The following is a 12,355-nucleotide window of genomic DNA, read 5'->3' as shown; positions in this document are numbered from 1 at the left end:
GCCTCAGGGCACGCGCACCGTCGTCGTCACGCGCACCACCCCGGGCCGGGGTGGGACCGAGCCGAAGCCGAACGTCACCGGCGGGTGCACCGGGGCCAGGTGGCCGAGCGGCGCGCCGTCCCACGTCGCGGTGAGCCCGGTGGCCGCGTGCAGGTCCTGGACGCCGTACCACTCGGTGCGCCCCTGTCCCGCCGAGCCGGTGGTGCGCAGCCCGGTGAGCAGCCGCGCCGGGGCGTCGACAACCCGGACCCAGGCGGGGGCCCGCGCCAGCGGGGCGGGGACGGCGCGCAGCAGCCAGCCCAGCGCCGGGCGCCGGCCGGTGCGCACCCGCATCGCGAGCGGGCCGGCGGCCACCGTCCAGGTCGCGGCGTCGGGCCGGGCGACCGTCACCGGCAGCACCCGCACCTCGTCGAAGGCGTAGGTGGCGGCGATGAAGTCGGCCGCCTCCCGGCTCGGGGCGAGCAGCAGCCGGTGGCCGTCGGGCCGCTGCACCATGACGTCGGACAGCGGCCCCAGCGGCGAGCGCGGCCAGTGCCCCACCACGACGCGGGTGCCCGTCGACGTCCCGACCCCGAGGATCCAGCCGTCGAACCGCAGCCGGGTCCCCGTCACAGCGTGGTGGCGCGGCCGCCGTCCACCGGGATCACCGCGCCGGTGACGTAGGCCCCGGCCCGGCTGCACAGGTAGACCGCGACGCCGGCCATGTCGTCGGGCCGGCCGATCCGCCCCAGCGGGGACGACGCGACGATCTCGTCCCCGTGCGCGGCCAGCGTGGCCGCCATCATCTTCGACTCGAACGGGCCGGGGGCGACGGCGTTCACCGTGATCCGCCGCGGGCCCAGCTCCTTGGCCAGCACCCGGGTCAGGTGGTGCAGGCCCGCCTTGCTGGCCGAGTATGAGTACGTCGGCAGGGACGGCGCGTGCAGCCCGTCGATGCTGCCGACGTTGACCACGCGGGCCGGGTCGTCGTCGCTCGCCGCGGCCGTCAGCAGCGGCAGGAAGGCGCGGGTGAGGAAGAACGGCGCCTTGAGGTTGAGGTCGAGGACCTTGTCCCAGGCGGCCGCGGGGAACTCGGCGAACGGCGCGCCCCACGTCGCCCCGGCGTTGTTGACCAGGACGTGCAGCCGCTCCTCGCGCCGGCCCACCTCCGCGGCCAGCCCGCGGCACCCGTCCTCGGTCGAGACGTCGGCCGGGACCGACGCGACCCGGCCGAAGCCGGAGAGCTCGGCGACCGCCGCCTCCCCCGCGTCGGCCTTGCGCGAGCTCACGTACACCGAGGCACCCGCCTGCAGCAGGCCGCGGGCCATCATCAGCCCGATGCCGCGGGTGCCGCCGGTGACGACGGCCACCTTGCCGGTCAGGTCGAACAGGTCCACGGGCGAGCCCCTCAGCGGCGTCGCGGGGACGCCGTCGCCCCGGTCCGGGCACCCTATCCAGCGGCGCCGGCGGGCGACGGGCGCGTCGGCTGTGCCAGCCTCGACCGCATGACCGCCCCCCTCGGCGCCACCAGCGAGGTCGGCCCGCTGCAGACGGTGCTGCTGCACCGGCCCGGCGCCGAGCTGCGCCGGCTGACGCCGCGCAACAACGACCAGCTGCTCTTCGACGGCGTGCCCTGGGTGCGGCGCGCGCAGGAGGAGCACGACGCCTTCGCCGCCGAGCTGACCGCCCGCGGGGTGGAGGTGCTGCACCTCGACCGGCTGCTGGCCGAGGTGCTCGCCGTCCCCGCCGCCCGCGACGAGCTCGTCGCCGCGGCCGTCGACGACCCGCGCCTGGGGGCCACCCTGCAGCGGACGGCGGCCGCCCACCTGGCCGACCTCGACCCCGGGGACCTGGCCGGGACGCTGATCGCCGGGCTGGCGCACGACGAGCTCCCCGGTGGCCGAGGGCTGGCCTTCGAGATCATGGACCGCGGCGACTTCGTCGTCCCCCCGCTGCCCAACCTGCTCTTCACCCGTGACTCGTCGGTGTGGGTGGGCGGCCAGGTCGCGGTGACGTCACTGGCCATGCCGGCGCGGCACCGGGAGAGCACGATCACCGCCGCCGTGTACGCCCACCACCCGCGGTTCACCGGCGCCGAGCAGCTCTACGACGCCTCGCTCGAGCACCTGGAGGGCGGCGACGTCCTGCTGCTGACGCCCGGGGTGGTCGCGGTCGGCGTCGGCGAGCGGACGACGCCGGGTGGCGCGGAGCGGCTGGCCCGGCGGGTGTTCGCCCGCGGCCTGGCGCACACGGTGCTCGTCGTCCCCATCGCCCAGCAGCGGGCCACGATGCACCTGGACACCATCGCGACCATGGTCGACGTCGACGCGTTCGTCATGTACCCCGCCGTCGCCGACTCCCTGGCCGCCTGGACCGTCACCTCGGCGCAGGTGCCGGACGACGACGACACGACCGACCTCACCGTCACCGGACCCGCGCCGTTCCTGGAGGCCGCGGCCGCCGCGATGGGCATCGACCGGCTGCGGCTGATCGACACCGGCCTGGACCCGGTCACCGCCGAGCGCGAGCAGTGGGACGACGGCAACAACACCCTCGCGCTGGCCCCGCGGCTGGCCGTCGCCTACGAGCGCAACACGGTCACCAACGCGGCGCTGGAGGCCGCGGGCATCGAGGTGGTGCGGATCGCCGGCTCGGAGCTGGGCAGTGGCCGCGGCGGCCCGCGGTGCATGTCCTGCCCGGTCTCCCGCGCCGCCCTCCCCGGGAGTCCCGGCGCAGGTGGTCCCTGAGCGGCGGGCAGCTCACTACTGTCCGTACCCTCCGCGCCGTTCCCTGGGCGCTCCGAGGTGAGGACGACGACCGGTGGCGCGAGCGGAGACGGCACGGTCGGGGCGGATCGCGGGCATCGGCGGGGGCCTGGTCGGCTTCCTGGTGTTCGTCGAGTTCACCAGCGGCGTCCTGCAGGGCTACTACGTCCCGCTGCTCACCGACGTCGCCCGCCACCTCGACATCCACGACGCCGACGTCAACTGGCTCGAGGCGGCCCAGCTCATGCTGTCGGCCATCGCCGTACCGATCCTCGCCAAGCTCGGGGACCTGCACGGCCACCGCCGGATGCTGCTGCTCTCGGCGGCGCTGGTCGCCGCGGCGACCGTCGTCCTCGCCGTCGCCCGGTCCTTCCCGGTCTTCCTCGTCGCCTGGGCGGTGCAGGGCGTCTACGCCGCCTGGCTGCCGCTGCAGGTGGCGCTGATCTGGAACAGGTCCCGCCGGCTGGCCGATCCCGCGGCGCAGACCCGGCGGGCGACCGGGGTCATCGTCGCCGCCCTGCAGGTCGGCGCCATCGTGGGCGCGCTCGGCGGAGGGCAGGTCGGCAGCGCCCTCGCCGGCCAGTTCTGGCTGGTGCTGCTCATCCCCGGTCTGCTGGTCGTGGGTGTCTGCGCCGTCGTGCTGCTGCGGGTGCCCGAGAGCGAGGACCGGGAGGCGGGCAGCGTGGACGCCGCCGGGGCCGCCCTGCTCAGCGTCGTCCTGCTGGTCATCACCGGCGGCCTGACCTTCGTGCGGGTCAACGGGGCCGGCGAGCTGTGGCCCTGGCTGGTGACGGCTCTCGGCGTCCTGCTGGTGGTCCCCTTCGTGCGCTACGAGCTCGCCCGCGCGGACCCGCTGGTGGACTTCCGCGTGCTGCGCAGCCCCGCCATGTGGCCGGTGCAGCTCACCGCCGGCCTGTTCGGGGTGAGCGTCCTGGGTGCCCAGGGCCCGCTGTCGACGTACGCCCGCACCGACCCCGCGGTCTACGGCTACGGGCTGGGCCTGTCGACGAGCGCGGTCTCGATCGTCATCGGCGGCTACGTCGTCTCGATGCTCCTCGGCGCCGGCCAGTTCTCGCGGATCTCGGCCCGGACCAGCCCGCGGACCACCCTGATCGGCGCCGCCACGCTGACCGGCACGGGGTACCTGCTGCTCGTGCCGTTGCACGGCTCGCTCGCCCAGGTCCTGGCGTCGATGGTCGTCGCCGGGCTGGGCTCCGGGGCGCTCGTGGCCGCGCTGCCGGCCGCGGCGGCGGCCGCCGCTCCGGTCGGTCGGACCGGGGTCGCCACCGGCCTGACCAACACCACCAAGGTCCTGGGCGGGAGCTTCGCGTCGGCGGCGTTCGCCGTCGCCCTCGCCTCCGGCGCGCCGGTCCTCGTCGACGGCGCCGAGGGGACGGCGGGGTCACTGGGCGGCTACCTCACCGTCTGGGTCGTCTGCGGCGGTACCGCGCTGGCGGCCGCCGTCGCTCTGCTCCTCGTCCCGCGGCTGGCCTTCTCCGACGCCCCGGCCGGCGCCGACCTGCGCTCGGTCGCGCCGTCCCCCGGGGACCGCGCGTGAAGCGCGCCCTCGCGGCCGCGGCCTGCGGCGCCGCCGCCGCCTCGCTGGTGGTGCGACGGGTGGCCCGCTTCCACCCACCGCAGGTCACCCGGGACCCGGCCGACCTCGAGGGCCTGGACGCCGACGCCGCGGCGGCCCGGCTGGCCGAGCTGGTCCGCATCCCCACCGTCTCCTCCCGCGACCGCGGTGAGGTCGACGCGGGGGCGTTCAGCCGGTTCCGGGAGCGGCTGACCGAGCTGTACCCCGCGACCCACCGCGTCCTGGAGCGGGAGGTGCTGGGCGACGGCGCGCTGCTCTACCGGTGGCCCAGCGGCACCGATGCGCCGCCGCTGGTGCTCATGGCGCACTACGACGTCGTCCCGGTGGCGGGTCAGGACTGGTCGCGGGACCCCTTCTTCGGGCTGGTCGAGGACGGCGTCGTGCACGGCCGGGGCGCCATCGACGACAAGGGCGCCCTGGTCGCGATCCTGGAAGCCGTCGAGTCGCTGGTCGCGGCGGGGTCCACGCCCGCCCGCGACGTCTACCTCTCGTTCGGCAACGACGAGGAGGTGGCCGGCGTCGGCGCGCAGCTGGCCGTCGAGGCGCTCACGGCGCGCGGCGTCCGGCCGTGGGCCGTCCTCGACGAGGGCGGCGCGGTGGTGACCGGCGTCTTCCCCGGCGTACCCGGCCCGACCGCCGTCGTCGGGCTGGCCGAGAAGGGCCGGCTGGACGTCGAGCTGGTCACCACCGACGCCGGTGGCCACGCGTCGGCGCCCGTGCGCGGGGGCGCTCCGGCCCGGCTGGCGCGGGCGATCCTGCGGATCGAGGACGCCCCCTTCCCCGCCCGCCTGCACGACGTCGTCCTCGGCATGGTCGACGCCCTGGGCCGGCACGCACTGACGGGCTACCGGGCCCTGTTCGCCCACGCGGCGTACCTGCGGCCCGGCCTGGCACTGGTCCTGTCGAGGGCCAGTCGGGAGGCGAACGCGCTGGTCCGCACCACCGTCGCGATCACCGAGCTGGAGGGCAGCAAGGCCCGCAACGTGCTCGCCACCCGCGCGCGGGCGCACGCCGACATCCGGATCGCGCTGGGCGAGACGGTGCAGTCGACGGTCGACCGCCTGCGCCGGGTCATCGACGACCCGACCGTGGAGTTGACGGTGGTGTCGGGCAACGACCCCTCACCGGTGTCGCGCGCCGACAACGAGGCGTTCGCGCTGGTCGGCGCGGCCATCCGCTCGGTGTACCCCGACGCGGCGGTGGCACCGTACGTCATGGTCCAGGCCAGCGACGCCCGGCACTTCAGCCAGGTCTGCGACAGCGTCTACCGGTTCATGCCGTTCGACGTCACCCGCGACGAGCTCGCCGCCCTGCACGCCGCCGACGAGCGCATCACCGTCGCCGCCCTGCACCGCGGCGCCGGCTTCTACCGCCACCTGCTCCGCCACCTGTGACGGGCCTGTACGCGGGGACCCCCGGGACGTTCCCGCGGAGAGCCCCCGCGCTCTCGGGCGTCGAGGGTCCGGGACGAGCCGGGGGGACTCTCGGCGCCAGAAGTCCGTGGGGAGCTCCGGACTCCCGGCGCCGAGAGTCCCGCTCCGTCGCTACAGGCGCTGGTTGAGGCGGTGGTAGGCGGCGCTCCAGCGCAGTTCCTTGGCCAGGGACCGGCGGGTGGTGTCGGCGTCGATGAGCACCAGTTCGGTCGAGAACACCTCCGCCAGGTCGGTGAGCTCCTCGGCGCCGAGCTGGGTCGACAGCACCGTGTGGTGCGGTCCGCCGGCGGTCAGCCAGCCCTCGGTCGCGGTGGCGAAGTCCGGGCGCGGCTCCCACACCGCCCGCGCGACCGGCAGGTTCGGCAGCGGCTCGGACGGCTCGACGACGTCGATCTCGTCGGCCACCCAGCGGAACCGGTCGCCCAGGTCGCACCAGCCCACCACGATCCCGGGGGCCGGCGCCGCGGTGAACACCAGCCGCGCCGGGTCCTCGCGGCCGCCGATCGACAGCGGGTGCACCTCGACCCTCGGCCGGTCCCCGGCGATGGTCGGGCAGACCTCGAGCATGTGCGCGCCGAGGATCTTCGGGGTGTCCGAGGCGAGGTCGTAGGTGTAGTCCTCCATGAAGGAGGTGCCGCCGGGCAGCCCGGTCGCGGCCACCTTGAGGATGCGCAGCAGTGCCGCGGTCTTCCAGTCGCCCTCGCCGCCGAAGCCGTAGCCGTCGGCCATCAGCCGCTGGACGGCGAGACCGGGGAGCTGGCGCAGGCCGCCGAGGTCCTCGAAGTTGGTGGTGAAGGCGCCGAAGCCGCCGTCGGTGAGGAACGTGCGCAGCGCCGCCTCGATCCGCGCCTGGTACCGGACGGCGTCGTGCTGCGGCCCGCCCGGCGCGGCGTCGTCGGCGAAGTCGTACAGGTCCCCGTACTCGGCCACCAGCGCGTCCACGGCCGAGTCGGGCACCGCCTCGACGACGTCCACCAGGTCGTTGACGCCCCACGTGTTGACCGAGACGCCGAACCGCAGCTCCGCCTCTACCTTGTCCCCCTCGGTCACGGCGACGTTGCGCATGTTGTCGCCGAAGCGCGCCAGCTGCAGCGACCGCGCCTCGGTCGCCGCCGCCGCCGCTCGGGCCCAGGCCCCGACCCGCCGGCGCACCGCCGGGTTGCCGACGTGCCCGGCCACCGTCGTCCGCGGCGTCCGCAGCCGGGTGAGGACGAACCCGTACTCCCGGTCGCCGTGGGCGGCCTGGTTGAGGTTCATGAAGTCCATGTCGATCGTCGCCCACGGGAGGGCGGCGTCGGCCTGGGTGTGCAGGTGCAGCAGCGGCTTGCGCAGCGCGTCCAGGCCGGCGATCCACATCTTGGCCGGTGAGAAGGTGTGCATCCAGGTGATGACGCCGACGCACGCCGGCGTCTCGTTGGCCTCCCCCATCGCCCGCCGGATCGCACCGGCGTCGGTGAGCACCGGCTTCCACACCACCCGGAGCGGCACCTCCTCGGCACCGTCGAGCGCGGCGGCGACCTGCTGGGACTGCGCCGCCACCTGCCGCAGCGTCTCCTCGCCGTACAGCGCCTGGCTGCCGGTGAGGAACCAGAGCTCCTGACCTTCGAACGACACCTGTCGGTCCTCTCTCAACGCTGGCCGTACACGTTCTGGTAGCGGGCGTACAGGCTGTCGATGTCGGCCTGCGCGATCGGGATGGGCTCCCCGAGCTGGCGGGACAGGTGCACGGTGCGGGCGACGTCCTCGGTCATCACGGCGGCCTTGACCGCCGCCTTCGGGTCGCGCCCGATCGTGAAGACGCCGTGGTTCTGCATGAGCACCGCCGGCGAGCGCGAGTCCTGGAGCGTGGCGACGACGCCCTGACCGATCGAGTCGTCCCCGATGAGCGCGAACGGGCCGACCGGGATGGGGCCGCCGAACTCGTCCGCCATCGCCGTCAGCACGCACGGGATCGCCTCGCCCCGAGCGGCCCACGCGGCGGCGTACGGGCTGTGCGTGTGCACCTGCCCGCCGACGTCGGGCCGGTTCCGGTAGACGTAGGCGTGCGCGGCGGTGTCCGACGACGGCGCCTTCACCCCGTCGACGACGTTCCCGTCCAGGTCGCAGACGGTGATGCCCTCCCACGTCAGCTCGTCGTAGGAGACGCCGCTGCCCTTGATGACGAACAGCTCCTCGCCGGGCACGCGGCCCGACACGTTGCCGGCCGTCCAGGTGACCAGGCCGTAGCGGGTCAGCTCGGCGTGCAGTGCGGCGACGTGCTCGCGCAGCTCGCGGTGGGTGCCGCGCTCGGACAGGGTGGCTGTCATCCGTTCTCTCCTCGCTGAGCAGGGCTCGTGTGCTCGACGGCGGCCCGCTCGACCGGGAGCGCGGCGACGTACCGCTGCATGAACCCGTCGAAGCCCGCGACGTCGGCCGGGTCGGGGCCGACGGTCTGCAGGCCGGCGTCGGCGAAGACCGCGGTGTCCAGGTAGTCCGCCAGGCTCTGCTCCGGCGATCGTCCGGCGGCGGCGAAGGCGGCCAGGACGGCGATCCCCCAGGCGCCCCCCTCGGCGGCGACGTCGCCGACGGTCACCGGGGTGTCGATCGCGGCGGCCAGGAAGCGCTGCGCCACGCCCGCGGTCCTGAACAGGCCGCCGTGCGCGAACATCCGGTCCAGCCGCACGCCCTCGGTCTCCTGCAGGACGTCCATGCCGATCCGGAGCGTGGCCAGGGACGAGAACAGCTGCGTCCGCATGAAGGTGCTCAAGCTCAGCCGGCTGTCCGGGGACCGCAGGAAGAGCGGCCGGCCCTCCTCGAGATCGGTGATCGGCTCCCCGGAGAGGTAGTTGTAGGCCAGCATCCCGCCGCAGTCAGGGGTCCCGTCCAGGGCGGCGGTGAAGAGGGTCTCGAAGACCGTCGACGTGTCGGCCCGAGCGCCCAGCGCCCGGGCGAACTCCGCGAACAACCCGGCCCAGGCGTCCAGCTCGCTGGCCCCGTTGTTGCAGTGCACCATCGCGACCGGGTCGCCGGCCGGCGTCGTGACCAGGTCCAGCTCACGGTGCACCCGGCCCAGCTCCCGCTCGAGCACGACCATGGCGAAGATCGAGGTCCCCGCGGAGACGTTGCCGGTGCGCGGAGCGACCGAGTTGGTGGCGACCATCCCCGTGCCCGCGTCGCCCTCGGGAGGGCAGAGCGGGATGCCGGGACGGAGCCGCCCGGCCGGGTCGGCCAGCTCCGCGCCCGCCTCGGTCAGCGCGCCGGCCGGCCGGCCGGCGACGGCGATGGCGGGCAGCAGCGCGGCGAGGTCGAGGTCGACCCCGGCCTCGGCGGCCAGCTCGTCGAACCGGGCGAGCATCGTCGCGTCGTACGCGCGGGTGGCGTCGTCGATCGGGAACATGCCGCTGGCGTCCCCGATGCCGAGCACCTTCTCGCCGGTGAGCTGCCAGTGCACGTACCCGGCGAGAGTCGTCAGGTGGTCGAGCCGGCCGAGGTGCTCCTCGCCGTCCAGGATCGCCTGGTACAGGTGCGCGACGCTCCACCGGTGCGGGATGTTGACGCCGAACTCGGCGCTCAGCCGCTCGGTGGCCCGGCCGGTGTTCGTGTTGCGCCAGGTGCGGAACGGCGTGAGCAGCTCACCGTCGGCGTCGAACGCGAGGTAGCCGTGCATCATCGCCGAGACGCCGAGTGCGCCGACGCCGGCCAGCTCGACCCCGTGGCGGCGTCGCACGTCCTCCGCCAGGGCCGCGACGCTCTCCTGCACCCCCTGCCAGACGGCGTCCAGCGAATACGTCCACACCCGGTCGACGAGCTGGTTCTCCCAGTCGGAGCTGCCGACGGCGAGCGGAGCGTGGTCCGCACCGATCAGCACCGCCTTGATCCGGGTCGACCCGAGCTCGATCCCCAGGGCCGTGCGACCGCCGGTGATCGCTGCGCCGGCGTCCATCGTCATGTCAGGAGACCCTCTCGCCCACCGCGGAGACGCTGGTCCCCGCCGTCCGGTCGACCGCTGGACGCGGCGCGCGACCGCATGTTAGCGCTAACACCGATCACCCGACACCGCGGGCGGCACCGACCGGCACCGGGACCGGGCCGGTGCTCGACCGCACCAGCAGGGCCGCGGGAACGGGGTCGGGGTGCAGGTCCTGCCCGGCGATCCGGCCGAGCACCAGCTGCACGCCCCGGCGGCCGAGCTCGGCGAAGTCCTGCCGCACGGTGGTCAGCGGCGGGGTGAAGTACGGCGCCTCGGGCAGGTCGTCGAAACCGACGACGCTGATGTCCCGCGGCGCGTCGAGGCCCTCCTCGTGGAAGGCCGCGAGCAGGCCCAACGCCATCTGGTCGTTGGCGAGGAACACCGCGGTGATCTCCTCACCCGCCCGGACCCGGGCGGCGAGCTGCTTGCCGGCCGCGTGTCCCGACGACGGCGTCCAGTCCCCGCGCAGGTAGGGCGGCACGCTCGCCCCGGCGGCGAGCAGCTCCGCCCGCCACCCCTCGATGCGGTCCCGGGCCTCCTGGGAGTCGGCGGGGCCGGTCACGTGGTGCACGGTGCGGTGACCGAGGTCGAGCAGGTGCCGGGTGGCCAGCCTCGCGCCGGCCACCTGGTCCACACCGACGGCCGGCCACTCCGAGGAGCCCCCGCTCTGGACGGCGACCAGCGGGACCGGCGCGTCGAGGGCGTGCAGCGCCTCGCTCGCGTCGTCGTAGGTGCCGAGCGCGACGACGGCGTCCACCGACTGGGCGACGAACCGGTCGACGGCGTCGCGCATCGCCTCCGCCGTCGCCTCGTCGAGCACCGTGACGCTCAGCGAGTAGCCGGCCGTGCGCGCTGCCTGCTCCAGCCCCACGAGGGTCTGGGCCGGCCCGTACTGGTTGATGTTCACCGTGACGAACCCGATGGTGCGGGTCGATCCGGTGACCAGCGCCCGGGCCGCCGTGTTGGGCCGGTACCCGAGCTCGCGGATCGCCTGCTCGACCCGCTCACGCGTGTGCGGGGCGACGTTGCGGTGCCCGTTGATCACCCGCGAGACGGTCTGGTGGGAGACCCCGGCGCGGGCCGCCACGTCCGACATGACCAGCGCTCGGCTCGCCCCCTCGGGCTCCACCGCTCCCCCTCACCTCGATCACCCCGCCACCCGGTGGGGCGGTGGTGGGCGGCCCCGGGAGGACACTCCGCGGGGCCGCCCGTCCGCGCGACCGGACGGTCGCGCCTCGTACCTCAGCGGGAGGCGCCGGCCCGCCGCTTGTTGTAGACGTCGAAGGCCACGGCCAGCAGCAGCACCAGGCCCTTGACGACCGACTGGATGGACTGGTCGACGCCCATGAGCTGCATGCCGTTGCTCATCACGGCCATGATCAGGCCGCCGACCATGGCGCCGATCACCGTGCCGACGCCGCCCGTGACGGCCGCCCCACCGATGAACGCCGCCGCGATCGCGTCCAGCTCGAACATGTTGCCGGCGCTGGGCTGCGCACCGTTGGACCGCGACGAGAACACCACACCGGCGATCGCGGCCAGGAAGCCCATGTTGACGAAGATCCAGAAGTTGACCGCGCGGACCTTCACGCCCGACAGCGTGGCCGCCGCCAGGTTGCCGCCGATCGCGTACACCTGGCGGCCGAAGACGGTCCGCTTGGTGATGACGCCGTAGGCGATGATCAGCACGGCCAGGATGATGAGCACGATCGGCAGGCCGCGGGCGTGGGCCAGCTGCCAGGCGAACGCCATCACGACCGCACCGACGGCGACGATCTTGGCGACGAACAGCGGGAAGGACTCGACCGGCTGCTGGTACTTGATCCGCGCCGTGCGGGTGCGCCAGTTGCTGACGGCGTACCCGGCCACCGCGATGGCGCCGATGAGCAGGGTGAAGGCGTCGTAGCCGTTGCCGCCGAGGAGCCCGTTGAGGAAGCCGCTGGCGATCCGGCCGTACTCGCTGGGGAAGGGCGACAGCGAGATGTTGTCCAGCACCTGCAGCGTGAGACCGCGGAACAGCAGCATGCCGGCGAGGGTCACGATGAAGGCCGGGATGCCGATGTAGGCGACCCAGAAGCCGTGCCAGGCGCCGATGACCAGGCCCACGGCGATCGCGGCGAGCGCACCCACCCACCACGGCATGCCCTGGCGGATGACCAGGACGGCGGACACCGCGCCGGTCAGTGCGACCACCGACCCGACCGACAGGTCGATGTGCCCGGCGATGATCACGATGACCATGCCGATCGCCAGGATCAGGATGTAGGAGTACTGCAGGACGATGTTGGTGATGTTGCCGGGGCTCAGGGACGTGCCGTCGGTCAGGATCGCGAAGAACGCGACGATCACCACGAAGGCGACGTAGATGCCGCTCTGCCGCAGGTTGCTGGTGAGCAAGGCGCGGACGTCGCTGGTCCCGGTGTGCAGGGCGACGGCGGGCGCGACGTCCTTGGGGGCCGTCGAGGTCTGGGCCTCCGGCTCGGACGAGGGGGGCACGGTCCTGGTCATGCCGCCTGCTCCTTCTCCTTGGTCATGAGCTCCATGAGGCTCTCCTGGGTGGCGTGCTCGACGGACATCTCGCCGGTGATCCGGCCGGCGGACAGGGTGTAGATGCGGTCGCAGATGCCGAGCA

10 protein-coding genes are annotated in these 12,355 nt (G+C 74.3%); 3 read left to right on the top strand and 7 right to left on the bottom strand.

Annotated elements, in window-relative coordinates:
- Nucleotides 1–3: 3 nt before the first annotated feature.
- Nucleotides 4–612: a hypothetical protein gene (locus tag GCU56_RS13830; RefSeq protein ID WP_163482328.1), complete on the bottom strand. Its 609-nt coding sequence runs from the start codon at nt 610–612 to the stop codon at nt 4–6.
- Nucleotides 609–1,376 carry an SDR family oxidoreductase gene (locus GCU56_RS13825; RefSeq protein ID WP_163482327.1) on the bottom strand — a complete coding sequence of 256 codons (768 nt, stop codon included), beginning with the start codon at nt 1,374–1,376 and terminating at the stop codon, nt 609–611. The genes GCU56_RS13830 and GCU56_RS13825 overlap by 4 nt, the downstream gene beginning before the upstream one ends.
- A gap of 108 nt (nt 1,377–1,484) precedes the next feature.
- On the opposite strand from GCU56_RS13825, the gene GCU56_RS13820 reads away from it, so the two are divergent.
- From GCU56_RS13820 to GCU56_RS13810, 3 genes are all read left to right on the top strand, one after another.
- Entirely contained in the window at nt 1,485–2,726 is a 1,242-nt protein-coding gene (locus tag GCU56_RS13820; RefSeq protein ID WP_163482326.1) for an arginine deiminase, read from the top strand.
- A gap of 73 nt (nt 2,727–2,799) precedes the next feature.
- Nucleotides 2,800–4,302 (top strand): MFS transporter, encoded by a 1,503-nt coding sequence (locus tag GCU56_RS13815; RefSeq protein ID WP_163482325.1) that lies wholly within the window; start codon nt 2,800–2,802, stop codon nt 4,300–4,302.
- Nucleotides 4,299–5,735: a M20/M25/M40 family metallo-hydrolase gene (locus GCU56_RS13810; RefSeq protein ID WP_204332097.1), complete on the top strand. Its 1,437-nt coding sequence runs from the start codon at nt 4,299–4,301 to the stop codon at nt 5,733–5,735. The genes GCU56_RS13815 and GCU56_RS13810 overlap by 4 nt, the downstream gene beginning before the upstream one ends.
- A 150-nt stretch (nt 5,736–5,885) precedes the next feature.
- Here the strand turns inward: GCU56_RS13810 and araA are convergent, their stop codons facing one another.
- The 5 genes from araA to mmsB all read right to left on the bottom strand — a co-directional run bounded on the left by araA (nt 5,886) and on the right by mmsB (nt 12,231).
- The gene (gene araA / locus GCU56_RS13805) at nt 5,886–7,388 is read right to left on the bottom strand and encodes an L-arabinose isomerase (protein ID WP_163482324.1); all 1,503 of its coding nucleotides are present in this window, start codon (nt 7,386–7,388) and stop codon (nt 5,886–5,888) included.
- 14 nt (nt 7,389–7,402) lie between these two features.
- Entirely contained in the window at nt 7,403–8,080 is a 678-nt protein-coding gene (locus GCU56_RS13800) for an L-ribulose-5-phosphate 4-epimerase (protein WP_163482323.1), read from the bottom strand.
- Nucleotides 8,077–9,702 (bottom strand): xylulokinase, encoded by a 1,626-nt coding sequence (locus GCU56_RS13795; RefSeq protein WP_163482322.1) that lies wholly within the window; start codon nt 9,700–9,702, stop codon nt 8,077–8,079. Before GCU56_RS13795 ends, GCU56_RS13800 begins: the two co-directional genes overlap by 4 nt.
- Nucleotides 9,703–9,799: 97 nt before the next feature.
- On the bottom strand, nt 9,800–10,852 hold the full coding sequence (locus tag GCU56_RS13790) for a substrate-binding domain-containing protein (RefSeq protein ID WP_163482321.1): 1,053 nt from the start codon (nt 10,850–10,852) through the stop codon (nt 9,800–9,802).
- Between the two features lie 113 nt (nt 10,853–10,965).
- Nucleotides 10,966–12,231, bottom strand: a complete 1,266-nt coding sequence (gene mmsB, locus GCU56_RS13785) for a multiple monosaccharide ABC transporter permease (protein WP_163482320.1) — start codon at nt 12,229–12,231, stop codon at nt 10,966–10,968.
- Nucleotides 12,232–12,355: the final 124 nt, after the last annotated feature.

It is taken from the genome of Geodermatophilus sabuli, assembly GCF_010686765.1.
GTDB classification, from domain to species: domain Bacteria; phylum Actinomycetota; class Actinomycetes; order Mycobacteriales; family Geodermatophilaceae; genus Geodermatophilus; species Geodermatophilus sabuli_A.
The sequence above is the reverse complement of the archived record's forward strand: the minus strand, read 5'-3'. Positions and strand labels throughout refer to the sequence as shown.

Excerpts from the sequence above, each read along its gene's own strand:
- GCU56_RS13820 (WP_163482326.1), top strand. The coding sequence starts at position 1,485 with ATGACCGCCCCCCTCGGCGCCACCAGCGAGGTCGGCCCGCTGCAGACG.
- GCU56_RS13800 (WP_163482323.1), bottom strand. The coding sequence starts at position 8,080 with ATGACAGCCACCCTGTCCGAGCGCGGCACCCACCGCGAGCTGCGCGAG.
- GCU56_RS13795 (WP_163482322.1), bottom strand. The coding sequence starts at position 9,702 with ATGACGATGGACGCCGGCGCAGCGATCACCGGCGGTCGCACGGCCCTG.
- mmsB (WP_163482320.1), bottom strand. The coding sequence starts at position 12,231 with ATGACCAGGACCGTGCCCCCCTCGTCCGAGCCGGAGGCCCAGACCTCG.